We start from the raw sequence: 25,497 nt of genomic DNA on the forward strand, positions 1-25,497 counted from the left end.
TTATCTTATAGACTATTAATTAGTAAATATATAATAGGCCTTGTTAGGTATTTACAAGGAAAAAAAGACAGTTAACACCAGCTGGTCATTAACTGTCTGTTATAAAATTTCCTGCATGAAATTAAACATACAATATCATAAAAGAGGGGTTCTTTCAATGTCACTTTACCCTATTTCGGCTGTTTTTTTACATTTTGAGGGTGCACAATGCTTGGTCTTAGCTTCGCACCTGGTACAGATGTCCTAATAATGATTTGCCACAAGGCTTTTGCATTAAATGGTAGAAATGGCCATAAGTAAGGTGTGTTTAATGAACGGATACTTGCTAGAAGAAGTACAAACAATGTACATCCAATTACAAACCCCTCTAACTGAAAGGCTGCAACAGCAATTAATAGAACTAACCTCGCTATCTTATTTGCTAAACTAAGCTCATAACTTGGTGTTGCAAAGGATCCAATTGCTGCGACCGCAACATACAGAATAACCTCAGGAACGAATAAGCCTACATCTATCGCAATTTGTCCAATTAACGCGGCTGCTATTAAGCCCATAGCTGTAGAGAGAGATGTTGGTGTGTGTATAGCTGCCATTCTTAGAAACTCTATACCAAAATCAGCAAGGAAAATTTGAACAACAATTGGTATATTTTTTTGTTCATTGGGACCTATAAAAGCAATTTCCTTTGGTAATAAAGAAGGTTCCTGTACAAATAGAAACCATAGTGGCAGTAAGAAGATAGACGCGACAATTCCTAAAAATCGAACCCATCTAAGAAAAGTACCAACAGCTGGTGCTTGACGATACTCCTCTGCATGCTGTACATGATGAAACATTGTAGTAGGAGTAATAATGACACTCGGTGAGGTATCAACAAGAATCAATACATGTCCTTCCAGCAAATGATTTGCGGCAACATCCGCTCTTTCCGTATATCTTACTAAAGGATAAGGATTAAATCCTTGGTGTACCAGAAACTCTTCTACTGTTTTGTCTGCCATGGTAATACCGTCAATTTCAATTGCTTCTAGTTCCTGTTTAATTGTCTTGACTAATTCAGGATTGGCAACGTCCTTTACATATGCAACACAAACATCTGTCTTTGATCGTTCCCCAATCTGCATAATTTCATAGCGAAGTCGCTCATCCCTTATCCTTCTTCGAATTAATCCCGTGTTAACAATGATGTTTTCTACAAATCCATCTCTAGCACCACGGACAATTTTTTCAGTATCAGGCTCCTGTGGCTGTCTTCCGGGATAGCTTCTTACATCTGCGGCAAGAGCATAGTCAATGCCTTCGATAAAAAATAAAATAAGGCCGGATAAAAGTTGATCAACTGCATCATCTAATGATTTAACCTTAGAAACTGATTGGTTTACAATTCGATTTTCTAAGATTTCCTTAAACTTTATGTGATCTACTTCATCATCACTTATTGATGTTATCTTTTTTAATATCTCTGTAATGTATTTTGTATCACATAGACCATTTAAAAAATACATATTCACTTGAAAATCTAATACTTGAAGCTTTCGTATTCCAATATCAAATGACGTATTAAGACCTGCATGTTCAATAAAAAACTTTTCATTCTCAGCAAGGTTTCCAGATATCGGATATTTCTTTTCCTTAGTCTCCGTTGCCACGATATCCGCTCCTTTCTAATATTACTTCCACTGCCTTTAAAGTTATTGGGCACCCGTTTTTCACACTATCCTTCCGTGCCATTTTTCCTATGTCGCCAATCCCAACAATAATAGGAACATTTAACTGATCTAAACAATACACGGTGTCCCCGCTTATTCTTCCAAGTTCAAGATCTTTTAGTCCACTTTTGTCAACACCATACTCTGTTAATTCACCAAATCGGTCAATACTTACGTCAACCCGTGTCCATTCCGTCTGGTGTGTTTTTGATGCAACAGCAATAATACCAAGCACTTCTATATTAGGATGTTCTGCTACATATTTTAAAGCTACCTCTCCAGCTCCTTCTCCTAATAAACCACAGTCATCAAACATGACAAAAACAGGGTCATTATTAGCCTGGAGAATAAGCTGAACAATTTGTGACCCACTTAAGGTCGTTGGATTACCCTGTGTTTGCGAAATTGTTCTTCCACCTATTTCAGATGCTACATATTCAATTGTTCTTGCAGCATACTCATCTCCATCTGTAACAAGGATGACCCTTCGTTTATTTGTCAATGTTTACCCTATCCTTTCGGTTTAAAGATAAGTGCCATAATAAATGCAAATAGAATTGCTGCTGATATACCTGCAGATGTTAACTCAAAAATTCCGATTCCGATTCCAATAAAACCATGTTCTTTTGCTTGTTCCATAGCTCCATGAAGCAGTGAATGCCCAAAGCTTGTAATCGGTACAGTTGCACCTGCCCCGGCAAATTCAATGAACTTGTCATAAACCCCAAATCCATCTAGAATTGCACCTGTTACAACAAATGAACTCATTACATGAGCTGGAGTAAGCTTTACAAAATCTAATAGAAGTTGTCCAATTACACAAATGGCACCACCTACAACAAATGCCCATAAATACTCCATTAGTTGCTCACTCCTTTATCAGCTCTTTCGAATACAACTCCGTGTGCTATGGTTGGAATTGATTCTTTTTGTTGAATCATCGTTGGGCTTAATAATGCACCAGTTGCTACAACAAATACACGATCTAAATTTCCTTGTTTAAGTTCTTCAAAAATGTGACTGTATGTGACTACAGCTGAGCAACCACACCCACTTCCACCAGCAAATACTTTCTGATCAGGTCGATATACCATTAATCCGCAATCATTATGTTTATTATGAACATCATATCCTTCTTCTTTTAGAAGCTCTTTAACAATAGGACTACCTACACCCGATAAATCGCCTGTAAGAAATAAATCATAATCATCAGGTGTACGGTTTAAATCTTTTAAATGCTGAGCAATTGTATCTGCAGCTGCCGGTGCCATTGCTGAGCCCATATCAAAAGGATCTTTAATTCCCAGATCAGCAACCTTCCCTATAGTCGCTGCAGTAATTTTTATATTACTGACTTCTTTACTTATTAAAACAGCCCCTGATCCGGTTACTGTAAAGGTAGCTGTATCTGGTTTTTGTCCTCCATACTCAGTTGGATAACGAAACTGTCTTTCAGCGGTTGCATTATGACTACTTGTTGCAGCAATAACATTACTTGCAAAACCTCCGTCAACTAAAGCAGAACCTAAAGCAACGGTCTCCATTGACGTTGAACATGCTCCGAACATACATAGAAATGGAAGACTTAAATGTCTTGCAACATAATTTGAAGTTACATTTTGATTGAGTAAATCTCCAGCTAAAAATAAATCAACATCATCTGTCGTTTTATTTCCTTTTTTAAGACATTGTTCAATTGCTTGCTCCATTAATCTTCTTTCTGCTAATTCCCAATTATCTTCACCACAGTGAAGTTCCTTATGTTTGATATCGAAACCTTTTCCTAGAGGTCCTTCTGCTTCCATTGGACCAACAGCTGTTCCACTTGAGTGAACAAATAATGGATTTTCAAATTGCCAAGTTTGTTTACCAGTTAGTTTCAAAATATCCACCCCCACCTTAGAAAGATAAACCGTAAAAATAGCGAATGATTCCAACAACGTAAGCTGCTACAACACCAAATACGATAACGCTTCCTGCAAGTTTAAACATATTTGTTGCAACTCCTAGCACAATTCCTTCACTTCTATGCTCAATGGCAGCACTTGTCATGGAATTAGCGAAACCCGTTATAGGAACTGCTGAGCCTGCTCCAGCAAATTGTCCTAGCTTGTCATAAATACCAAATCCCGTCAACAAAGCAGAAATTAAAATCAGTGTCCCAGCTGTGGGGTTTCCAGCATCTTTTTGAGAGAAATCAAATACATTAATATAGAAATTTTGAATACCTTGTCCACATAGACAAATAAACCCACCAACTAAGAATGCTTTTATGCAATTTAGTAGATATGGTGGTTTAGGCTGATAATTTTTAATTTGATTTTTATAATCTTCTTTCATCTTTGCCATCGTCATTACCCTCCTTAATGATTAACAAAATAAACCCAATGAAATAGTGATCCAGCAATTTTCCCAAATACAATTGCCATTAATAAAATGACAATCTTTTCTCCCAAGCCAATTCTTTTTGCTAAAATAGGAAAAACATTCAAAACCTCTGTTAACGCTGCTGCTAACATTCCAATAAATACCCCGCATAAAAGTCCAATTGGAATCAACCATAGCTCAGATTGAAAAAGGGTTGTATCCCTTAAACTAATCCATCCCGTTATAACAGTTCCTAAAATAATTGCCCCTTCATAGACGTGAATGTACTGGTATGTCTTTGTTAACTGTGTTAATCTTGGGATGATTCCAAGCACTGCTAAGAATGCAACATACCCCGAACCTACAACAAGGCCGCCAGATAAACCAATAATGATCAGAATAATATTATTTAGAATCATCATTTTTTCCGTTTATATTCTCTTTATTTTCATTCATGGCAACATACTGATCCAGGTCCAGTTGATAATTAAAGATCTCTACTTCTAAGGGGCTTGGTTCTTCATTAATTCTTTTCTTAAACAAATGATTAAAAAACAAAACCATTCCTAAACCTAAACCAAGTGAATAAGGAATTTGTAAAATTAATGGTTGTGCATTTTCTTTTCCAGTGACAATTTTATAAATCCGCTGATGAACAGCTTGCATGCTTACATCTTCATGAAAGTTCATAATTGCAAGACCTGCTCCAATAAAAAGCAGAAGCCATACTAGACAAAATAAAAGCGGAGAAAGCTTCTTTTTTTGGTACATAATTTCTACTATCGTTTGAGTAGCTCCAATTGCCTGTACGTCTATTTGGCGGTCATATTTATGTATTTCTCTTAAAACATGCATAACATCAATAACCACCATATTTTTATCGCTAAGCTGAATTTTGTGAATAACAATTTTATTTAATTTTTCGGTCAACTCCTTATCGCCGACAACTAGTGCAATTTTATCAATTGTGATGACATCGTTAGGATGTACTTGAATGCGGTGACGAAGTCTAATGTATACCGTCTTTTCCATCAAGAGTCACTTCCTAATGATTGTTTTTAGTTCATTTACATTTAATGATTGTTATATGTAGTATGCATTGCCTTATTTTAATCATGCAGATCTGTCTATAAGTCCAACAATTACCATCTGTGAAAATTCAAATAAAAAAGAGGAAAACATTGTTTAATCAATGTCTTCCTCTTTTTTAAACTTGATTCATTTTATCTTTCATTTGCTGCAATATTTTCTTTTCCAACCTTGATACTTGAACTTGGGAAATCCCTAGTCGATCAGCCACCTCGGATTGGGTTTGATCCTTATAATAACGTAAAAAGACGATAAGCCTTTCTCGTTCATCTAAGTCTCGTATTGCATCCTTTAAAACCAATTTATCAAACCATTTTGTTTCTGTATTATCAGCAATCTGATCTAACAAAGTAATAGGATCTCCGTCATTTTCGTAAACTGTTTCATGTATGGAAGAAGGTGCTCTTACCGCTTCCTGAGCTAGCACAACGTCCTCAGGTGATATATCCAGGTGGTTTGCAATTTCTGCAACTGTCGGTACCTTCCCCAACGTTTTTGACAATTCATCTCTTGCTCGTCGTATTTTATTTCCTAATTCCTTCAATGAACGGCTTACTTTAACCGTTCCATCATCGCGGATAAATCGTTGAATTTCCCCAATAATCATTGGCACAGCATAGGTAGAAAACCTTACATCATATGATAAATCAAATTTATCAACAGATTTTAATAAACCAATACTTCCAATTTGGAACAAGTCATCAGGTTCATATCCACGATTCAAAAATCGTTGAACTACAGACCAAACTAGACGCATGTTTTTTTGAATAATTAAATCACGTGCCTCTTGGTCCCCTTCTTGACTACGACGAATTAATTCCTTCACTTCATGGTCTTTTAACTGTGTATTTGATTGATCGTTCTTGACCTCCACATCCATAGCAAGTCTCCCTTTAATTGCATAAAGCTTTACTTTTCGATAAGTGTTTTGTCAATCTAACAGTAGTTCCTCTTGTAGCTGATGATTCGACTGTAATTTCATCCATAAAGTTTTCCATAATGGTAAAGCCCATTCCTGATCTTTCAAGTTCAGGCTTCGTTGTATAAAGAGGTTGTCTCGCCTCTTCAATATCAGCAATACCTATTCCTTCATCACGGATCGTTAATTGAACAATCCCATCTTCTAACGTAACAGAAATGTAAACAATCCCACTTGGATCATTATCATATCCATGAATGATGGCATTAGTAACAGCCTCTGAGACAACTGTCTTAATCTCGGTTAACTCATCCATTGTTGGATCCAGTTGAGCAATAAAAGACGCAACCGTTACCCTTGCAAATGATTCATTCTGACTAAGCGCTGAAAATTGAAGGTTCATTTCATTTCTCATGATGCCACCCCCAACGTTTGTAACGCTTTATGCTCGTCTTCTTCTAATCGAATAATCTTAAATAAACCAGACATATCAAATAATCGTTTGACTGCAGGTGAAATTGCACAAACAACCATCTCTCCACCTGAAGCCTTAATTTGTTTGTATCTACCAAGAATTACGCCCAAACCTGAGCTATCCATAAATGATAAATTCTCTAAATTTAATACAATATGCTGGATCTGATTTGCTGCAAGAGTTTCCGTCACCTTCGTACGTAATTCTTCTGCCGCATGATGATCAAGCTCACCTGAGAGTCGTATACAAAGTACTGCTTCTTTTACATCAAGTTCAATCGCTAGACTCAAGGTTTTACCCCTCCTTAATTTCTGGATAAGAGTCAATTCTTGATTGAACTTTTAATTTCCTGCTTGATGACAAAACTAGTTATATTTCGTCAACATTAGCTAGACTTTGTAAAATTACCCATTACCCGCTTAAATAATGTCCACCAGCTGGCCTCATCAATATCTTTCTCCGCTACTAGTTCACTTTCAGCTATAACTTTACCGTCTTTCACTAGTTGAAGAGACCCAAGTTCATCACCTTTTTTTACAGGAGCTTTGATGTCTTTTTTCATCACTATTTCCTGTTTAACATCATCTACCTTTTCACCCTTTTTCGTAAGGACTGAAATAGGTTCTGATGTCATTACATTCACTTCTTTATCGCTACCCTTACTAACTTTTGTTTTTGTCAGTAAATGATCTTTCTCAAACAAGGGATGTGTTTGATACTGACTAAATGCATAATCTAACATCTTCGTAACTTGTGCATTTCGATCTTTCGGTGTATCTGCTCCAAATACCACCGCAATGACACGCATATTATCTTTTTTAGCTGTTGCTGTTAAGCAATATTTCGCTTCATTCGTAAATCCAGTTTTTACCCCATCGACTCCCGGATAAAACTTAACAAGTCGATTGGTATTAACAAGCCAAAACTTTTTATCAGTTCCTTCACGTAAATAATCCTCATACTTACCTGTGAAATTTGTAATCTCTTCGTATTTTAATAGTTCCTTTGCCATTAAGGCCATATCATGAGCAGAACTATAATGATCTGCTTCTGGTAAACCTGTTGGATTTTTGAAGTGTGTATTTTTCAGTCCTAGCTCTTCAACTTTTTTGTTCATCATATTAACAAATTCATCTACTGAACCTGCGATTTTCTCAGCCATCGCAACTGATGCATCATTACCAGATCCAATAGCAATTCCTTTTAACATTTGTTCAACAGTCATTTCCTCTCCTGGCTCAAGGAAAATTTGCGAACCCCCCATTGAAGCAGCATATTCACTTGTGCGAACTTTTTCATCCCAGGTGATTTGTTCCTTATCCAGTGACTCCATAATTAGAAGCATGGTCATAATCTTTGTCATACTTGCAGGGGGCAATTTTTCATCACTGTTTTTATCGTAAAGGATTGTTCCTGTATCTCGTTCGATTAAAACAGCTGATTTTGCTTTATCTGCTAATTCAGCAGTCGTAGATTCATTGGCAAGTGCCATCGGTGTTACAGAAAGAAGCATTGTTATAAGTGTCAAACACGAAATTATCCGTTTCATTTCATAAGCCCTCCATTCTTTATACTTTCCATTTTTTCCAGCAGGAGGAAATTTATACTAGGATTGGGAGGTTTTTTTATTTAGGGTATAGAGTGATATGATACTTTCTGTTACATGTAGTACCAGATGTTTTGAAGGTTAATGATGATAGCAGTTTGTAGGAGGTCGTACTTGATGAGAGATTGGCGAAGTTTCTAAATTGCTTGTTTGTTATATAAGTACATATAAGAAGATAATAATCGTTTATTGTTTGAGTATGAGCAGTTTTAGAAGTTTTTTCACAGCTATTACATTTCCATTTCCCGCCTGCTCTTTTCATAGATAAAGTTTCGCACCCTTCACAAAATACCCCTGATAAAATATCATTTACGTTGATATTAAATTCGTTAAGGATATTTAAAACTGGTGGTGTATGTAGGTTTAGGATGAAATCTGATAGCTGACTCAGCTGTTTCTTATTTTGCTTTTTTCTATGATTGTGTATCTCATTTAACCTTTCAATTTCAAATAATATATTTGAACTTTTAATAATAGACGGTGTGTTCCTTCTTTCTTCACCTATTACTTTTATAATCGTATTCGAATTAGTTATCACAACACATGTCTCAATTGCAAAATCATGTAGCTTTTTCGAATTCAACCAATTCTTTAGCTGATATTCTTGATGTTTTACCTGACTGATAGGATCCTGAAACCCTTCTACTTTCCCATTCACCTCTCTAATAAGCTGATTATGCTTTTGGTCAAAAGTAAGTGTACCTGAAATATTTTTAGATTCAATAATAAGCATGATACGGGGAGTTATAATTAGTACATCTATTTGGAAATAGTAAGTTTCACCTTTTAATCTAATATCATGGAAAATATAGTAATCTTCCCCTAAAAAGCTTAAGTAATAATCTAGTGATTTTTCTCCTTTGTATCCAGCCATCCTTTTAGAATACTCATTTTCAATTAAAACTCTTTTTGGATGGTCACTCGGGATTCTCCTTAATAATGCATTTAATGCTAGAATTCTTTCCGTTATTTGTTTTTCTTTAACCATTACCACTTTCAAATCACTCCCTTATCTTTTATAAAGTAATTCAATGACTATAGTTATAATACCTCTAATATTGTTAAAATCGCTTTTTAGCAAGAATATGGTATACATTAATTTTTATAAATTGTACTATTAACTTTCAGTAATGATATTTTCAATGTAGGAAATGTTTTTTTAAATGAAGGTAGATGGTTTTTTATATTTGTGTGTTGTGGTTTTGTTTGTCTAGTCAGTCTATTTTTCATGGTTCGGTCATTTTCCTATTTGGTCAGGTCGTTCTACCGGATCATCATGTCGTTTTTCCCTTGATTCAGGTCATTTTCACATTCGGTCGCGTCGTTTCCTTTTGGTCTGGTCATTTTCACATTCTATCGCGTCGTTTCCTCTCGGTCACGTCATTTTCCTGATTGATCACGTCGTTTTGCTGTTTTATCACGTCGTCTTTCGCTTGAGTCAGGTCATTTTCTCCTTCTATCGCGTCGTTTCCTCTTAGTCAGGTCATTTTCCTAATTGGTCACGTCGCTTTGCCGTTTTATCCCGTCGTCTTTCGCTTGAGTCAGGTCATTTTCTCCTTCTATCGCGTCGTTTCCTCTTGGTCAGGTCATTTTCCTAATTAATCACGTCATTCTGCCGTTTTATCACGTCGTCTTTCACTTGAGTCAGGTCATTTTCACATTCTATCGCGTCGTTTCCTCTTAGTCAGGTCATTTTCCTAATTGGTCACGTCATTCTGCCGTTTTATCACGTCGTTTTTCCCTTGAATCAGGTCATTTTCTCCTTCTGTCGTGGCGTTTCCTCTTGGTCAGTTCATTTTCCTGATTGATCACGTCATTCTGCCTATTGATCCCGTCGTCTTTCCCTTGAGTGGGTCATTTTCATCTTCTATCGCGTCGTTTCCTCTTAGTCAGGTCATTTTCCTGATTGGTCACGTCATTCTGCCGTTTTATCACGTCGTTTTTCCCTTGAATCAGGTCATTTTCACATTCTATCGCGTCGTTTCCTCTTAATCAGGTCATTTTCCTAATTGGTCACGTCATTCTGCCGTTTTATCACGGCGTCTTTCCCTTGAGTCAGGTCATTCTCTCCTTCTATCGCGTCGTTTCCTCTTGGTCAGGTCATTTTCTCCTCCTATCGCGTCTCCCACCAACTAAGTATTACCTTTCTTTATAATCACGCCTAACTTACTACCGACCCAAATACAAAAATACCACAGCAATAAGCTGTGGTATTTATTATCAACATCTATTCAACTGTAGCGTAAATCAATTCTGGTGCTTTTACCTCTTCGTTACTAACAGTGATGCTTTCATAAAGAGTCTTTCTTACATCTTCTACATTTTCTTCATTACTATGAATCGTAACTAGTGACTCTCCTTGTTTCACACTGTCCCCTATTTTTTTATTTAGTACTAGACCAACAGCAAGATCGATTTCTGATTCTTTTGTTGCTCTTCCTGCACCTAATAGCATTGCAGCTGTACCAACTGAGTCAGCAATAATTTCAGAAACATAACCATCAGATTTTGCTTCTAGTTCAAATTGATATGCTGCTTGCGGCAACTTTTCAGGTTGATCTACAACTGATCCATCTCCACCTTGTGCCTCTAAAAATGTTTTTAATGTTGTTAAAGCTTCACCGTTTTCCATGACTTCAACCAACATCTTTCGGGCTTCCTCAAGGGAGTTGGCTTTTTCAGCCAAATAAACCATATAACTTCCTAATGTTAAGCAAAGTTCTTCTAGATCTTTCGGTCCTTTACCACTTAAAGTATCAATCGCCTCTTTGACTTCTAGTGCATTTCCAATTGCATATCCTAGTGGTTGACTCATATCTGAAATAACTGCCATTGTTTTACGGCCAACAAGGTTCCCGATATCAACCATTGCATTGGCTAAGTCTTTAGATTCCTCTAAATCTTTCATAAAAGCACCGGCACCTGTTTTTACATCTAATACAATTGCATCTGCACCTGCTGCAATTTTTTTACTCATGATGGAGCTTGCGATAAGTGGAATGCTATTCACTGTTGCCGTCACATCTCGTAATGCATATAAGCTTTTGTCTGCAGGGGTTAGGTTGCCACTTTGTCCAATTACTGCTATTTTGTTTTGATTTACCAATTCAATAAATTGTTTGTTCTCAATTTCCACATGAAAGCCAGGAACAGATTCAAGCTTGTCAATTGTTCCACCAGTATGACCTAGTCCTCTTCCGGACATTTTTGCCACTGGAACGCCAACCGCTGCCACTAATGGACCCAATACAAGTGTTGTTGTATCACCAACACCACCGGTACTGTGTTTATCAACTTTTATTCCTTGAATTTCACTTAAATCAATGGTGTCACCCGATTGGACCATTGCCATTGTAAGTTCAGCACGTTCATTATCTGTCATTCCTTGAAAATAAATAGCCATTGTAAAAGCACTCATTTGATAATCAGGGATGTCACCTGTTGTATAGCCTTTGATAATGTGTTGAATTTCTTCTTTTGTTAATTCTTTTCCATCACGTTTTTTTTCAATCAAGTCAACCATTCTCATAAGTCTCTCACCTTTTTTTCATTAGAAATTTATTTTTTCTACAATGCTTTTTACAAGGTTTAAAAAGTTTGCTCTTACTTTTTCAGTTGTTTCTATTACTTCATCATGTGATAATGGCTGATCTAAAATACCAGCTGCCATATTTGAAATACAAGAGATCCCTAATACTTTTAATCCAGTATGTCTGGCAACGATTACTTCTGGAACTGTAGACATTCCGACTGCGTCTCCACCAAGTATACGAAGGGCACGAACTTCTGCAGGAGTTTCATACGATGGACCAGTGTTTCCAACGTATACTCCTTCTTGAAGCTTAATATGTAATTCACTAGCAATTCCCCTTGCTAACTCTCTAAGTTGTTTATCATAGCTTTCAGACATGTCAGGGAAACGAGGTCCCATATCAGAATCATTTGGGCCAATTAACGGGTTTGTCCCCATATTATTAATATGATCGCTAATCAACATAAGATCTCCGGCTTGGAAGTTTTCATTCACTCCGCCAGCTGCATTTGTCACAATTAATGTCTGAACTCCTAATTCCTTCATGACTCTTACAGGAGCTGTTACTTTATCCAGACTGTATCCTTCATAGAAATGAAAACGTCCTTGCATAGCAACAACTTTTTTCCCTTTTAAACTTCCAAAAACAAGTTGACCAGCATGTCCTTCAACCGTTGAAACAGGAAAATTAGGGATTTCATTGTATGGTATTTTTACAGGATTCTCTATTTCGTCCGCTAATACACCTAAACCTGATCCCAAGATTAGTCCTATTGTCGGTTGCTCACTATATTTTGATGTTAAGTAATTTGCTGCTTCTTTAATTAATTTACTATTCATTTTATACCCTCCTATTCCAACTCTGAAAGAAAGCTTTTTCCATGAGCTGGCATTTTCACATTAAAATTATCGGCAATTGTTGCTCCTACATCTGCAAATGTTTCTCTTACTGGAAGCTCTTTTCCTTCTTTCATTTTTGGGCTATATATTAATAAAGGAACATATTCCCTTGTATGATCGGTTCCGTGGTGAATAGGATCATTCCCATGGTCTGCAGTTATAATCAATAGATCATTTTCTGTTAATTTTTCTAGTACTTCTGTAAGTCTATTATCGTATTCTTCAAGTGCTTGACCATAACCAGCAGGATCGCGTCTATGACCGAAAAGGGCATCAAAATCAACAAGGTTTAAAAAGCTTAATCCTGTAAAATTCATATTAATTGTATCTTTTAATTTATCCATACCATCCATATTTGACTTTGTTCGAAGAGATTGTGTTATTCCTTCTCCATCATAAATATCAGCGATTTTACCTATAGAAATCACATCATATCCACTATCCTTAAGCTCATTCATAACGGTACGCTCAAAAGGTTTCAGTGCATAATCATGACGGTTAGCCGTTCGTGCAAATTCACCTGGCTTTCCAAGGAATGGACGCGCGATAATTCTACCAACCATATATTTGTCATTCATCGTCATTTGACGTGCCAGCTCACATATATTGTACAATTCCTCTAGCGGAACAACTTCTTCATGTGCAGCAATCTGTAATACAGAATCAGCAGATGTGTAGACAATTAATGAACCCGTTTTCATATGTTCTTCTCCAAGTTCATCTAGAATTTCAGTTCCAGAGGCAGGTTTGTTTCCGATTATCTTACGCCCTGTTTTCTCTTCTAGTTCTTGAATCAAATCATCTGGAAATCCATCCGGAAACACTTGGAATGGTTGGTCTATTTTGAGGCCCATAATTTCCCAATGTCCAGTCATCGTATCTTTACCATTTGAGGCTTCCTGCATTTTTGTATAGTAAGCTAGTGGTTGATGTTGCACTGGAATCCCCTTTATTTCTCGAATATTGCTTAATCCCAGTTTTGCCGTATTAGGCATATTTAGGCCACCCATATGCTCAGCTATATGTCCGAGTGTATCAGCACCAACGTCATTAAATTCTTTTGCATCAGGTGCTTCTCCAATCCCTACCGAATCTAAGACAATTAAAAATACTCGTTTATATGTATAATTTGACATTGATATCCTCCTTTACATTACCTTATTTTACTTTTCCATTTATCATGACATTCCATTCTCAGGAACAACTTGTCAGAAGTCTGACAACCAATCCTTCTCTTCCATTATAATCTTTAACAAACTGGATTGACAACTACTCTACTAATCTAACCTGAGAAAAAACAAAAATAAAAGCACCTCCTTTATGGATGGTGCTTCTTAAGCACGAGGATGAAATTGTTTATAAACATCCTTTAACCTTGTTTTTGTCACATGTGTGTAAATTTGCGTTGTTGAAATATCAGCGTGTCCAAGCATTTCTTGGACAGCTCTTAAATCTGCTCCATTTTCAAGGAGATGTGTTGCGAACGAATGTCGTAAAGTATGAGGAGTTAATTCATTTTGAATATTGGCTTCAAGCGCAATTTTCTTTAAGTTTTTCCAAAAACCTTGCCTAGAAATTCTTTTACCATGGTGATTAATAAATAATGCGTCTGTTGGCTGTTTAGCGCTTATTAATTTTGATCGCCCTTTTTCTATATATTCCATCAGAGCTTCAGTAGCTGTCCGGCCGATCGGTACAATTCGCTCTTTATTTCCCTTTCCGTAGCACCTAATAAAGCCCATTGTCAGATGCACGTCAGCTAGATTTAAGTTTATCATTTCACTTACCCGAATTCCTGTTGCATATAAAAGTTCAAGCATCGCTTTGTCTCGATAGCCAAATGGATTTGTTAATTTTGGGGTATCAAGAAGCTTTTCAACCTCTTTTAATGAAAGAATCTTCGGAAGATTTCTCTCTAACTGAGGAGATTCTATCATTACGGATGGATCTTGGTCTGCTTGCTTTTCTCTAAGCAAAAATTGGTGGAAGTTTCTAATAGACGCAGTGTGTCTGGCAATTGTTTTACTTGACTTTCCTGCTTCCTTTAACTCTTTTAAGAACTCAATAATATGAAGGCGGGTTACTTGATTAAAGGAAGTAATATGTTGTTTCTCTAATAAGTGCTTTTGATAGCTATTTAAGTCTCGTTCATATGAAACAATTGTATTGTTTGATAAACCTCTTTCTACAATTAAGTAGTGGATAAAATCTTTAATTTGATCTTTCAAATATCTCTACTCCCCATTATCAATAAAGAACATTAGCCTATTATACCAGCTTTCTTCTTCATTATTTACCATGTTTGTTACCTTTAAAGCCGCACCTTCTGGTTGATCATAGCGATGCATTTCTTGATACTCTAAGTTCACCCAAATAATAGCATAATAGAATAAAATCGTAAATCCAGTAAACAAGATAAATACCTTTATCATATCCCCAACCGTTTTCATCCAGCGAATCATGGGAACCTCCAATAAATATTTTTCACACGTTCAATTCGTCGCTATTTATTTTGTGTGATTATTAGAAGATATGCCAAAAAGGACAAACTTTATACATACAATTTCACTTTAAATCTGCCGCATATTTTTACCGAGTGTGGCTGAGGATTTTCAGAGGATAACATACCTATAGTTTTTTCGGTAAAAATAAAAAGCCTAACTATAATAAGTTAGACTAGTTGGTTATTCTTGATTTTCTTCTTTTGCCTCATTTTCTTCTTTTTCCTGACATTTTACACAGATGCCATGAAAAGTTAGGCGATGATCTTTTATTTTAAACTTCCAGTCACGCTCAACAATTTCTTCAACATCTTCTAAAAGATCTTCCTCAATTTCTGCAACTGATCCACATTCAATACAAACTAGATGATGATGAAAATGCGCCGCTCCTTCTTTGCGAAGGTCATACCTGGAAACACCGTCTCCAAAATTTATTTTATCAACAACTTTTAATTCCGTTAACAATTCCAAAGTTCGATATACAGTTGCTAGTCCAATTTCGGGCGCTTTTTCTTTTACTAAAAGATATACATCTTCTGCACTTAAATGATCTTCTTCATTCTCGAGCAAGACCCGAACTGTTGCCTCACGTTGTGGTGTAAGTTTATAGCTGGCAGTATGTAACTGCTTTTTAATCCGATCAATGCGGTTTTCCATAACACTTTTCCTCCCTCGCCGCGTTCCCAAAACCATTATATATCATAGGCAAGGAAAGTGTCCAACTAAAATGATTTTAATGTAATAAAAATAATGTTTATTATATAATAATAATTATTATTTACTAACGAATTCTACTACATTTTTCATTAAAAACGGAGAAGCATACGCTTCAAAGCTTGATGCAACGACTGCTAGAATTCCTATAAACAAAAAAACAGATACATATCTCATAAACAAAGAAAACGGTGCTTCCATTGAGTTTGTTTTCTTCATAAATAGCTGTTTGATCATTTTTAATGTAAACGATATGGCTACAGAGCACATGATAATAAAAGCAGGGATTAATAAAATATTTTGTGGCAACACTGTAACAAATGAGAGCAAGAACCCCTTTAATCCTAGCTGATTCACTAAAAATCCTACCGTAAATCCTACAACCATACCTTTAATAAAGAGCATAACTAATATAACTGGCAGGCCGATAATGGAAATTCCCAGTATCCACATTAAGCCTAAATATTTTAGATTGTGAAAAAAGCTTTGCTGAAACATGTCAGCTGAACTCGCCACTTTTCCTTCTGCTACTTGTCCAAAAAATCGATTTAAATAATAATAAAGGTCCTCTTTTTGACTCAAGTTCATACTGTTTACAATAATGGCACCAAAAATAACTCCCATTAAAAATAAAACAAAAACAAACAAATATATTGAAGAATGCTCTTTAAGATGCTGTTTAATCGTTGCACTAATCGGCAGTTGTCTTTGCATGTAAAAATTCCTCCCGTTTTTCACTTACTAGAGTATATGAGAGGAACCTGTTTCTATGACTTAAAAATGGTTTTCTTTTCTAGTTTACTAGTATATACTACTAAAAAATATGACATATAAAGGATGTGTCAAGAATGAACCCTATTTTACTAGATTTCCCTACCGAATTCACAACGAAACGTTTACTACTTCGAGCTCCAAAAGCTGGTGATGGAAAAGCAGTAAATGAGGCAATTATTGCATCTCTTCCTGAATTAAAACAATGGATGCCCTTTGCGCAAAAAGAACCAACGCTTGAAGAAACAGAACAAAATATCCGAGAAGCTGTTGCACAATTTATTTTAAGAGAAGATCTTAGAATTCTCATATTTGACCGACAATCAGGCCAATTTATTGGCAGTACTGGACTTCATCGAATGAATTGGAAGGTTAGAAGCTTTGAAATTGGATACTGGATTGATACTAGATACAGTGGTCAAGGTTATATAACCGAAGCAGTTGAGGGGCTTATTAATTTCGCTACTAGCGAACTAAAGGCTAGAAGAATAGAGATTAGGTGTGACACCAGAAATGAACGTAGCCGAAAAATCCCTAATAAACTTGGATTTACTTTGGAGGGAACTTTTCGTTCAGATGATATGTCAGTTGACGGTAAAAATGTTAGAGATACATTTATTTTTGCAAAAACATTTGAACAAAATATCTGATGAAGGGGGCATCCCCCCTACATTCCTGTTATTTTCCCGTACGTTCCCCCCCCACCTGAATCGACCTTTAATCGACCTTCTCTTGCAGCAACAATATATTCCGCTATTTTTTCCGAAACAACCTTTTGGAACGCTGTCTCGGGTACTTCGTGTAAAATATTCATTTCTGTTCCAAACAAATCCTTCAGCTTTTCTAGTGTTTTAGGTCCAAGCCCTGGAATAAATTGAAGCGGCACTTGATGTATATAAGGTGGACGGGGATTGTTATTTTTGAGTCCGTTAGATAACTCTTTTAATCGTTTAGAAACCCCTTTTGTAAATCTCTCGCTTCCGCAGCTTTCACAAATTATTGCACTATTTTCAGGCTTTTGTCCACACTTTTCACATGTTGTTTCATAGTACTTTCCTAAATATGGATTCAACCCATAATTCGCTAAAATCCTACGACCATTTTCATTTCCCAATGCCTTCTTTAGTTCTAAAAAGTTTGGATCATTTAACAATAACTTTTGATATTCACGACCAATTTTCGGTAATGAATGGGCATCCGAATTTGTTAAAAAAGCAAAACGATGTAACTCAGCTATTTGATCGGCCATTATTGTATCAGAGCTTAACCCTAACTCTACTGCATCAATCTGATCTGGGTTGAAAACTTCCGTTATTGAGTGAGATACGCCACTACCATATAAGCTTTTATGCGGTGTGAAGATATGTGCAGGTATAAATAATCCTTCCAGCTCTTTTACAACTGTTTGTAATGTTTTTCCGGTTTCATATATTCTTTGTGAACTTAATGTGTTATTTGTTACTCTTTTGGAAAGCCAGATTGAGAATTCCTTCATTTTTTGAAGTGTTGGAAAATAAACTAAAACATGAATTGGCCCTTTACAGCTTTCATCATAAATTTCCAGCTCACTTCCAAGAATTAGTGTTGTTTGCTGAAATCGTATGCCACCACCTTCTAACTCTACACAACTCCCATCTTCAAGGAGTTTCTCGAGAGTTAACATGATTTCCGGCACATGACAATCAATAATTCCTACAATATCAATCCCTTTATGTTCACTTGCTTCAATTAAAATGTTTTCCAAGGTAAGTGACCTTGAAGCAGTAATTTTCACTGGCTTCCCTGATTTTGTTTGTCCTATATGAATATGTAAGTCAGCAAAATAACTGTTCATAAATGCTAACATCCTCTAATTTTTAATGGTTATTTACTTGAATTTTGCCTAGCTTGTTTTAATTGCAAATACTGAACAGCATAGGCCGTTTTCGCATCGTAGATTCGTTTATTGGCAATCATTTGTTCAGCTTCCTCTAGTGTTACCTCCATCACCTCAACAAATTCATCTTCATCTAATTCTGCTGCCTCTGAAAGCTTTTCAAGATTTTCCGCAAGAAATAAATGAACAAGTTCATCTGCAAAACCAGGAGATGTATAAAAAGAAATTAGTGGCTCTAAATGAGTACAAGTGTACCCTGTTTCTTCTTCAAGTTCTCTTCGTGCTGTTGTTTCAGGCTCTTCCCCTTTTTCTAGTTTTCCAGCTGGGATTTCCACTAAATTACGTTCTAACGGCTTGCGAAATTGCTCTACCATAACAATTTTGTTTTCCGGAGTAATCGCTATAACTGCTACTGCCCCTGGATGCTTAACAATTTCTCTTGAACTTGTCTTTCCGTTTGGAAGTTCAACTTGTTCTACATATAAATCAATAATTCTTCCTTTAAAAATTTCTTTAGATGATAATGTTTTTTCGTTCAAATTCATCGTTACTTCAGCTCCTGTTCTATAAGCTTTTTTATCCTCATACATTCTATCATATCTTAACTGGAAGGGAATGGATTGCCGGGTGAAAATCTATCGACACGATCAAGGAATCACTCTTGTAGGTAAGGCTTGGGAAATTAGAGCAAAGTTAAAGGAATATGGAAACATTTACTCAACGGTGAATGAATGGGTTCAAAACGAAAAGCACAATAAAAAGAAAAGAAATCGTCGTGGCACCTTTACTAATAACACTTTTAACTAAGGATAAACAGCAGTGTCTTTCAGTTGATTTTCACCAGGCTTTGTACTAATCTCAATGATATGACTTGATATTATACTGGAGTGATTATGTTTGCGAAAAAGACAACTCGGTAAATCTGATTTATTTGTGAGTGAAGTTGGCCTTGGTTGTATGTCACTAGGTACAGATGAAAAACATGCCCTTTCACTTGTTGATAGGGCGATTAACTTGGGAATTAATTATTTAGACACAGCTGATTTATATGATGCAGGGGTAAACGAGGAGCTTGTTGGCAAAGCGATTAAACATCGACGCAACGAAATAATCTTAGCCACAAAAGTCGGAAACAAGTGGAAAGAAGATAAAAGCGGCTGGACATGGGATCCATCTAAGGCATATATAAAAACTGCTGTAAAAGAAAGTTTAAAACGTCTACAGACAGATTATATTGACCTTTATCAGTTACATGGAGGCACAATTGAAGATCATATTGATGAGACGATTGAAGCTTTCGAAGAATTAAAGCAAGAGGGTGTCATCCGATATTATGGTATTTCCTCTATTCGCCCTAATGTGATTAAGGAATATTTGAGCAAATCGAACATTGTTTCAATTATGATGCAATACAGCTTATTGGATCGTCGTCCAGAAGAATATTTTTCTATCATTAAAGAGCATAATGTAAGTGTCATTGCCCGTGGTCCGCTTGCAAAAGGACTTCTTACTAAAAAACCTTTAGGAGAAAAATCAACATCTAAAGGCTACTTAACTTATTCAGAGGCTGAGCTAAAAAATGTATTACCTATGTTAGAACAAGTAGATTCTAACCATACTATAACTGAACTAGCTTTACAATATTGCCTACATCAAGATGTAGTTGGTACTGTTATTCCAGGTGCTAGCAAGTTAGAGCAATTAATTGAAAATGCTGAAGCAGGATCTGCAGAAAGACTATCACAGCAAACCTATGAAGAGCTGCAAACACTAACAAAATTTGATAAATATGAACAGCATCGTTAAAAGTTAAAAGCGGAGTTAACCCCGCTTTTAACTTTTTTATTTGAACTCTTTCCATGATAGAGAGCTTTCGTTAAAAAGCTCTTCAAAACTTTTATTTTTCTCCCTTTGCTTTCTCTCCTCAATCCGTTTACGCTCAAGAGCCGCCTCTTTTTCTTCATGCTCTTTTGTTAAATCCTTTTTTACGGCCTTTAATTGTTCTAAAAGATCATTATTTAAATGATCTGATAAAGATACAGCTTGATCATCCTTTTTCTTTTTGTTTGTTTTCTTCATCTAAGTTGCCTCCTCTTACCCTCAATCTAGTAAAATTATAGCAAATTTATCACAGTTTTAACTACTTGTACCTCTTGTTTTAATTAGCCAATAATTAGAAATAAACAAGTTAAAACCTAAACCAACGAATATGAAATGGGATTAAATAGAGTAACCGTATAAATTGCTGACATATCAGACATTTTAATGAAAGAAAGGAGAGATGTAATATGGCAAAACAACGTGGACAAAAAGGTAAACCAAATTCTGACACAACCAATAATAAGATGGCAGCGGAAGAAATGGAAAAGGCTATTCATCCAACCAAAAGACAAAATTCACCGCAGTAATTACTGAAGACAGGCATAACGCTTGTCTTCTTTTATTTCATGACAAGAATATTTGTGCTGAACTTTTTTTCATGTAAAATAAAAGGTATGTTCATTCTAGGAGGTTTCTCATGAAAAAAATATTCACGACGATCTTTATCATCCTTTCATATGTTTTAATTGTTGGCTTTTTCTTTACGAATAAGATGATGTATATAAAAAAGAAGAAGGATGAAGAAATCATTGACAGAGAAACGAAATATGGTTTTTATAATCATGAAGATGTTGACTCTCTCCATAAAAGAGATTTCTCTATTACTTCCCAATTCGGTTACAAAATTAAGGGGGCTCTTTATGAACCACATCATACTAATCATTACATGATCATTTGTCATGGTGTGACAGTCAATCGACTCAATTCTGTTAAATATATGAATTTGTTTATCCAAAAGGGCTGGAATGTATTAATTTATGATCATCGACGCCATGGTGAAAGTGGAGGTAAAACCACAAGCTATGGTCACTACGAAAAATTTGACCTTAAGACTGTTGTTAACTGGCTAAAAAATGAGGTTGGTGAATCACTTATTTTAGGTATACATGGCGAATCTATGGGAGCAGTTACTACTCTACTTTATGGTGGAATGGTTGAGGATGGAGCTGACTTTTACATAGCCGATTGTCCGTTTTCTGAACTAGAAGCTCAACTTCTTTATCGCCTTAAAGTCGAATTTAATATTCCTGGTTTTTTGGTTATGCCAATTGCTAAACCATTTGTTAAGCTTCGTGACCGGTATTCACTTAAAGATGTTTCCCCGCTTAGCATAATAAATAATATCCATCATCCTGTCCTATTTATTCATAGTAAGGATGATGATTACATACCTGTTGATATGACGAAGCAGCTATATGATAAGAAAAAAGGCTATAGAAAGCTCTATATTGCTGAAAAGGGATCCCACGCAATGTCATATGCTGAAAATCGAGAGAAATATTCAGAAGTAATAGATGAGTTTTTTGAGGATATTGGTGTAGTCTCTAATGTGCAGCTAGGACCTACAAGGTGATACATTATTTATAGGGCTGATCACAACTCAGCATGTAGGTGTGATCAGCCCTATAAATATCACTAATCCTCCTTCAACTTCCCACTCTAATAATTATCCCATACGCTTATCTTTTTCACTTCTTGCAATAGAATAGTTTATCAGGGACTTCTAATATGCTAATATAATAAAAGTATTTAGTTAGAAAAGTATTAGAAGGAGTTTGGTTTATGACAATAATTGAAAATATCATTAATGGCACAAATACATTGTTATGGTCATATGTATTAATCATTATGTTAATTGGCGCAGGAATTTACTTTACTGTCCGAACAAAATTCGTTCAATTTCGAATGATAGGTGAAATGGTTCGCTTATTAGGTGAAGGTGCAACCGCAAATAAAAAGGGTGTTTCATCTTTTCAGGCATTTTGTATTAGTACTGCCTCACGTGTTGGTACTGGTAACCTAGCTGGTGTTGCCATCGCAATTACAACAGGAGGACCAGGAGCTGTTTTTTGGATGTGGCTAATTGCCTTAATTGGCTCTGCATCTGCATTTGTTGAAAGCACACTTGCTCAAATTTATAAAATAAAAGATGGCGACACATTCCGTGGTGGTCCGGCCTATTACATGGAAAAAGCACTAAATGCTCGTTGGATGGGTGTTACCTTCGCTGTATTGATAACGCTAACTTTTGGCTTAGCTTTTAACTCTGTCCAGGCAAACACAATTACAAGTGCTTTTCACTCATCATTCGGTATTAACAAGGTTTTAATAGCTATCATTTTATCTATAATCACAGCGATTATTATCTTTGGTGGAATTAAAAGAATTGCAAAGGTATCTGAAATTATTGTACCAATTATGGCAGGAGCTTATATTCTCGTTGCACTATTTATTATGCTAACAAATATTACAGAAATCCCAAGCGTATTTATGTTAATATTCGAAAGTGCCTTTGGACTTAAAGAGGCTGCAGGTGGTGCTTTAGGTGCGGCAATGATGAATGGAATCAAACGAGGATTGTTTTCAAACGAAGCAGGGATGGGAAGCTCACCTAATGCTGCAGCTACTGCTGATGTCAGCCACCCTGTTAAACAAGGTTTAATTCAAGCACTTGGGGTGTTTGTTGATACGATTATTATTTGTAGTTCAACTGCATTTATCATCTTGTTATCAGGTCTTTATACCTCACAAGAATCTGATGGTATTATCCTAACACAACAAGCACTAGAAACATCTATAGGATCATGGGCCGGAATATTCCTTGCATTTATCGTTCTCATGTTCGCATTCAGCTCTATTGTTGGAAATTACTATTACGGAGAATCCAATATTGAATTTATTAATCAAAAAAAGGTCTATCTTATTATTTATCGTATAGCTGTTGTATTTATGGTTGCTTTTGGATCATTAGCTTCCTTAAACTTCGTGTGGAGTTTAGCCGATATGTTTATGGGTCTAATGGCAATTATTAATTTAATCGCCATTTCGATACTTGGCAAAATTGCATTCTCTGCACTTAACGACTATACAAAACAAAAAGCAAACGGAAAAGATCCAGTCTTTGATAAAACCTCCATTAAAGGTTTAAAAAATGTTGAAGCATGGGAAAAGCCTTTAGAAAAATCGTAAAGCAGTTATAAAAAAACCTTTTTACTATAGTCATTGATTTGACTTGTAAAGAGGTTTTTTAGTGGTAAAACAGTGTTCGACATGGGAACGTTTAAGCCCAGGTTATAAGGGTTGTACAATATAAAAACCAATCTAAAAAGATTGGCCTCTATTATTCTTGCCTAGCTAGCCTAAGACGTCTGAAATATTCTTCATGTTTTCTTCAATCCATTGAAGCGCTTCGTCTATCGTAGGAAATTCCTGTGCCTCAAAAGACATCTCGTCTTGCAGAAGCCAAACGTCCTTCGTGTCTTCATGAGATCCACCAATTGACCAGTGAAGAAGACTATATGGATGGTTTTCATTTAAAAAGGATACCCATGTTTTATTTAAAGCTACATTTTTTATGGAAGTTAATCGATCCTTCATCTATACTCCTCACTTTACAACTAAACTCATACGTGGATTTAATATTTGTGAGGGACTTTTTAACATGAAGCTTTTAGCTGACTCGTTATAAGAAATCGTTAGCTGATCATCTAAAAAGACCATCTTCGTTCTTTCTACTACTAAAGGCACATAATTTGTCTCTATCTTCACATCATCCTGATCTTGTTCTTCAACAAGCCACAATGCTGTTACACCGCTCATAACGCAGCCACAACCTTCAGTATCGTATTTTATCTTTAAAAACCGCTCATTATTTTCAGCTAATTTTGGTGCTAGTTGTTGTATTGCTTCATCTGTAAAAGTCACCTGCATGATAAATCTCCTTTTTAAAATCCATTTTATATAAGCTATATTTTATCACAGGCTATATATTCTTGCATAAATTTACTCCTAGAGGACCTTCGTAAAAAAAGATGAGTACTATAACTACTCATCCTCTTACTTTTGTTTCAAATCTACAATTGTTTGAATCGGCAGCTGCTGACGGTCACCTGTTTTCTCATTTATAATTCGCAAAGTATGCTGAATGGGATCAATATAATGTACATAACCTGTGCACATATGAAGAAAATGATCCTTATAATAGGTAAACACAAGTTCTGTGTGCTCTTCCATTGCCTGACAAATGGTTTCATTTAATTGTTCAAGTTGCTGTTCATCAAGTTCCGGTTTCTCCTGATAGGTATCTTCTTCCGACCAGTCTCGTAAAAGCTTAACATGTTCAGGGAGCATCATAGATGTCCATTTTATATTTCCTCTATCCCGTATTATGTCTCGTCACCACCTTCAAAACAATTTAACTAGTGAAAAGCTTTCGGATAGCCTAATTGAGCTAATGTATGAGCAATCTCTTGATATCCGAGATTATTTGGATGGATATGATCTCTAGATAAAAGATCGTCTTGTCGGTCTTTAAACACCGAGTAAATATCTGCAACTCGAATTGTTTTTCCATTATCAAAGCTGTTTAAATGACGATTAAAAAAACGAACCCATTTATCTGCAAGTGCAATTTCCGGCAATGGATTATAAAGATTAAGCAAATAAATGATAAAAGGAACACCACAATCCTTTTTTAATTCATGAATGGTTTCCATTATTTTCACCATATTGTCATGACACTCTTTTACAGATTGAGCTAGGTCTGTTGTATCACGGGATTCCACAAATTCTTTGCTTGCTTGAATTAAATCGTTTCCTCCAGCTGAGATGGTAATAATGTTGGCATGTTCGATTTTCCGATGCAACTCTGGACTCTCTACAATTTGTAAAACACCGCCTGTTTCTATACCAGATTTTGCGTAAATACCAGCACATACGTGGGTATTTAGCTTTTCCTCAGTTAATCTTACATAACGTCCAACAAATCCAGGTGCTAGAAATGATGCTCCTACTCCAACTGTCAAGGAATCTCCTAAAGCTATATATGTTAAACAGGACTGATTTGTTTCCACATGATATCCTCCTAAAAAAGCAAATAAAGTCCTTATACTTTATTCCTAATCAGAAGGATCGTAGCTTTTCCAAATTGAAATAGGC

The 25,497-nt window shown here is 35.9% G+C and carries 30 protein-coding genes and 1 pseudogene; 5 read left to right on the forward strand and 26 right to left on the reverse strand.

Going from position 1 to position 25,497, the window contains the following annotated elements:
• Positions 1 to 170: 170 nt before the first annotated feature.
• The 19 genes from LPC09_RS16485 to spoIIM form a co-directional block, all read right to left on the reverse strand.
• Complete coding sequence (locus tag LPC09_RS16485) at positions 171 to 1,649, reverse strand: spore germination protein (protein ID WP_231307835.1); 1,479 nt, start codon at positions 1,647 to 1,649, stop codon at positions 171 to 173.
• The gene (locus LPC09_RS16490; RefSeq protein ID WP_098797203.1) at positions 1,633 to 2,211 is read right to left on the reverse strand and encodes a stage V sporulation protein SpoVABEA; all 579 of its coding nucleotides are present in this window, start codon (positions 2,209 to 2,211) and stop codon (positions 1,633 to 1,635) included. The genes LPC09_RS16485 and LPC09_RS16490 overlap by 17 nt, the downstream gene beginning before the upstream one ends.
• 8 nt (positions 2,212 to 2,219) lie before the next feature.
• Positions 2,220 to 2,570, reverse strand: a complete 351-nt coding sequence (gene spoVAE / locus LPC09_RS16495) for a stage V sporulation protein AE (RefSeq protein WP_098797202.1) — start codon at positions 2,568 to 2,570, stop codon at positions 2,220 to 2,222.
• Positions 2,570 to 3,592, reverse strand: a complete 1,023-nt coding sequence (spoVAD, locus tag LPC09_RS16500) for a stage V sporulation protein AD (RefSeq protein WP_231307836.1) — start codon at positions 3,590 to 3,592, stop codon at positions 2,570 to 2,572. Before spoVAD ends, spoVAE begins: the two co-directional genes overlap by 1 nt.
• 16 nt (positions 3,593 to 3,608) lie before the next feature.
• The gene (spoVAC, locus tag LPC09_RS16505) at positions 3,609 to 4,058 is read right to left on the reverse strand and encodes a stage V sporulation protein AC (RefSeq protein WP_231307837.1); all 450 of its coding nucleotides are present in this window, start codon (positions 4,056 to 4,058) and stop codon (positions 3,609 to 3,611) included.
• A 14-nt stretch (positions 4,059 to 4,072) separates the two neighbouring features.
• Positions 4,073 to 4,495, reverse strand: a complete 423-nt coding sequence (locus LPC09_RS16510; protein ID WP_231307838.1) for a stage V sporulation protein AB — start codon at positions 4,493 to 4,495, stop codon at positions 4,073 to 4,075.
• A complete protein-coding gene (locus LPC09_RS16515; RefSeq protein ID WP_231307839.1) occupies positions 4,482 to 5,108 on the reverse strand; it encodes a stage V sporulation protein AA in 627 nt (208 codons plus the stop codon). The genes LPC09_RS16510 and LPC09_RS16515 overlap by 14 nt, the downstream gene beginning before the upstream one ends.
• 175 nt (positions 5,109 to 5,283) lie before the next feature.
• Positions 5,284 to 6,045: an RNA polymerase sporulation sigma factor SigF gene (sigF, locus tag LPC09_RS16520; RefSeq protein ID WP_098797198.1), complete on the reverse strand. Its 762-nt coding sequence runs from the start codon at positions 6,043 to 6,045 to the stop codon at positions 5,284 to 5,286.
• Positions 6,046 to 6,058: 13 nt separating this feature from the next.
• Positions 6,059 to 6,499: an anti-sigma F factor gene (gene spoIIAB, locus LPC09_RS16525; protein WP_231307840.1), complete on the reverse strand. Its 441-nt coding sequence runs from the start codon at positions 6,497 to 6,499 to the stop codon at positions 6,059 to 6,061.
• Complete coding sequence (gene spoIIAA / locus LPC09_RS16530) at positions 6,496 to 6,849, reverse strand: anti-sigma F factor antagonist (RefSeq protein WP_098797196.1); 354 nt, start codon at positions 6,847 to 6,849, stop codon at positions 6,496 to 6,498. The genes spoIIAB and spoIIAA overlap by 4 nt, the downstream gene beginning before the upstream one ends.
• A gap of 95 nt (positions 6,850 to 6,944) precedes the next feature.
• Positions 6,945 to 8,108, reverse strand: coding sequence for a D-alanyl-D-alanine carboxypeptidase family protein (locus LPC09_RS16535; RefSeq protein WP_231307841.1), 1,164 nt, complete (start codon positions 8,106 to 8,108; stop codon positions 6,945 to 6,947).
• A 76-nt stretch (positions 8,109 to 8,184) separates the two neighbouring features.
• Entirely contained in the window at positions 8,185 to 9,153 is a 969-nt protein-coding gene (locus LPC09_RS16540) for a nuclease-related domain-containing protein (protein WP_231309773.1), read from the reverse strand.
• Between the two features lie 1,239 nt (positions 9,154 to 10,392).
• Positions 10,393 to 11,694, reverse strand: a complete 1,302-nt coding sequence (locus tag LPC09_RS16545; protein WP_231307842.1) for a pyrimidine-nucleoside phosphorylase — start codon at positions 11,692 to 11,694, stop codon at positions 10,393 to 10,395.
• Between the two features lie 21 nt (positions 11,695 to 11,715).
• Entirely contained in the window at positions 11,716 to 12,537 is an 822-nt protein-coding gene (locus tag LPC09_RS16550; protein WP_121662662.1) for a purine-nucleoside phosphorylase, read from the reverse strand.
• A gap of 11 nt (positions 12,538 to 12,548) precedes the next feature.
• The gene (gene deoB, locus LPC09_RS16555; protein ID WP_098797192.1) at positions 12,549 to 13,733 is read right to left on the reverse strand and encodes a phosphopentomutase; all 1,185 of its coding nucleotides are present in this window, start codon (positions 13,731 to 13,733) and stop codon (positions 12,549 to 12,551) included.
• Between the two features lie 198 nt (positions 13,734 to 13,931).
• Complete coding sequence (gene xerD / locus LPC09_RS16560) at positions 13,932 to 14,825, reverse strand: site-specific tyrosine recombinase XerD (RefSeq protein ID WP_098797191.1); 894 nt, start codon at positions 14,823 to 14,825, stop codon at positions 13,932 to 13,934.
• A gap of 6 nt (positions 14,826 to 14,831) precedes the next feature.
• Positions 14,832 to 15,059: a YqzK family protein gene (locus LPC09_RS16565; RefSeq protein ID WP_098797190.1), complete on the reverse strand. Its 228-nt coding sequence runs from the start codon at positions 15,057 to 15,059 to the stop codon at positions 14,832 to 14,834.
• A 222-nt stretch (positions 15,060 to 15,281) separates the two neighbouring features.
• The gene (fur, locus tag LPC09_RS16570; RefSeq protein ID WP_098797189.1) at positions 15,282 to 15,755 is read right to left on the reverse strand and encodes a ferric iron uptake transcriptional regulator; all 474 of its coding nucleotides are present in this window, start codon (positions 15,753 to 15,755) and stop codon (positions 15,282 to 15,284) included.
• A gap of 117 nt (positions 15,756 to 15,872) precedes the next feature.
• The gene (spoIIM, locus tag LPC09_RS16575; protein WP_098797188.1) at positions 15,873 to 16,526 is read right to left on the reverse strand and encodes a stage II sporulation protein M; all 654 of its coding nucleotides are present in this window, start codon (positions 16,524 to 16,526) and stop codon (positions 15,873 to 15,875) included.
• Between the two features lie 134 nt (positions 16,527 to 16,660).
• Between spoIIM and LPC09_RS16580 the strand changes: the two genes are divergently transcribed.
• Positions 16,661 to 17,233 carry a GNAT family N-acetyltransferase gene (locus LPC09_RS16580; protein ID WP_098797187.1) on the forward strand — a complete coding sequence of 191 codons (573 nt, stop codon included), beginning with the start codon at positions 16,661 to 16,663 and terminating at the stop codon, positions 17,231 to 17,233.
• A gap of 17 nt (positions 17,234 to 17,250) precedes the next feature.
• Here the strand turns inward: LPC09_RS16580 and LPC09_RS16585 are convergent, their stop codons facing one another.
• On the reverse strand, positions 17,251 to 18,417 hold the full coding sequence (locus tag LPC09_RS16585; protein WP_098797186.1) for a TIGR00375 family protein: 1,167 nt from the start codon (positions 18,415 to 18,417) through the stop codon (positions 17,251 to 17,253).
• Between the two features lie 29 nt (positions 18,418 to 18,446).
• Positions 18,447 to 19,049, reverse strand: coding sequence for an NUDIX hydrolase (locus LPC09_RS16590; RefSeq protein ID WP_269217397.1), 603 nt, complete (start codon positions 19,047 to 19,049; stop codon positions 18,447 to 18,449).
• Positions 19,050 to 19,086: 37 nt separating this feature from the next.
• Here LPC09_RS16590 and mciZ point away from each other — a divergent pair.
• Together mciZ and LPC09_RS16600 are read left to right on the forward strand one after the other, a co-directional pair.
• Positions 19,087 to 19,197 (forward strand): annotated as a pseudogene (gene mciZ / locus LPC09_RS27670) (Z-ring formation inhibitor MciZ); the annotation flags it as partial.
• A gap of 159 nt (positions 19,198 to 19,356) precedes the next feature.
• Complete coding sequence (locus tag LPC09_RS16600) at positions 19,357 to 20,265, forward strand: aldo/keto reductase (RefSeq protein WP_098797184.1); 909 nt, start codon at positions 19,357 to 19,359, stop codon at positions 20,263 to 20,265.
• A gap of 36 nt (positions 20,266 to 20,301) precedes the next feature.
• Here LPC09_RS16600 and LPC09_RS16605 read toward each other — a convergent pair whose 3' ends face one another.
• Positions 20,302 to 20,538, reverse strand: coding sequence for a YqkE family protein (locus LPC09_RS16605; protein WP_098797183.1), 237 nt, complete (start codon positions 20,536 to 20,538; stop codon positions 20,302 to 20,304).
• 439 nt (positions 20,539 to 20,977) lie between these two features.
• On the opposite strand from LPC09_RS16605, the gene LPC09_RS16610 reads away from it, so the two are divergent.
• Together LPC09_RS16610 and LPC09_RS16615 are read left to right on the forward strand one after the other, a co-directional pair.
• Positions 20,978 to 21,913 carry an alpha/beta hydrolase gene (locus LPC09_RS16610; RefSeq protein WP_231307843.1) on the forward strand — a complete coding sequence of 312 codons (936 nt, stop codon included), beginning with the start codon at positions 20,978 to 20,980 and terminating at the stop codon, positions 21,911 to 21,913.
• A gap of 209 nt (positions 21,914 to 22,122) precedes the next feature.
• On the forward strand, positions 22,123 to 23,529 hold the full coding sequence (locus LPC09_RS16615) for an alanine/glycine:cation symporter family protein (protein ID WP_231307844.1): 1,407 nt from the start codon (positions 22,123 to 22,125) through the stop codon (positions 23,527 to 23,529).
• Between the two features lie 165 nt (positions 23,530 to 23,694).
• Here LPC09_RS16615 and LPC09_RS16620 read toward each other — a convergent pair whose 3' ends face one another.
• From LPC09_RS16620 to LPC09_RS16635, 4 genes are all read right to left on the reverse strand, one after another.
• Complete coding sequence (locus tag LPC09_RS16620) at positions 23,695 to 23,937, reverse strand: DUF2552 family protein (RefSeq protein WP_231307845.1); 243 nt, start codon at positions 23,935 to 23,937, stop codon at positions 23,695 to 23,697.
• 9 nt (positions 23,938 to 23,946) lie between these two features.
• Entirely contained in the window at positions 23,947 to 24,270 is a 324-nt protein-coding gene (locus LPC09_RS16625; RefSeq protein WP_231307846.1) for an iron-sulfur cluster biosynthesis family protein, read from the reverse strand.
• A gap of 126 nt (positions 24,271 to 24,396) precedes the next feature.
• Positions 24,397 to 24,690 (reverse strand): YolD-like family protein, encoded by a 294-nt coding sequence (locus LPC09_RS16630; RefSeq protein WP_442919992.1) that lies wholly within the window; start codon positions 24,688 to 24,690, stop codon positions 24,397 to 24,399.
• 68 nt (positions 24,691 to 24,758) lie between these two features.
• Complete coding sequence (locus LPC09_RS16635) at positions 24,759 to 25,412, reverse strand: GDSL-type esterase/lipase family protein (RefSeq protein ID WP_231307847.1); 654 nt, start codon at positions 25,410 to 25,412, stop codon at positions 24,759 to 24,761.
• Between the last annotated feature and the right edge of the window lie 85 nt (positions 25,413 to 25,497).

The organism is Metabacillus sp. B2-18 (genome assembly GCF_021117275.1).
Lineage (GTDB): Bacteria > Bacillota > Bacilli > Bacillales > Bacillaceae > Metabacillus.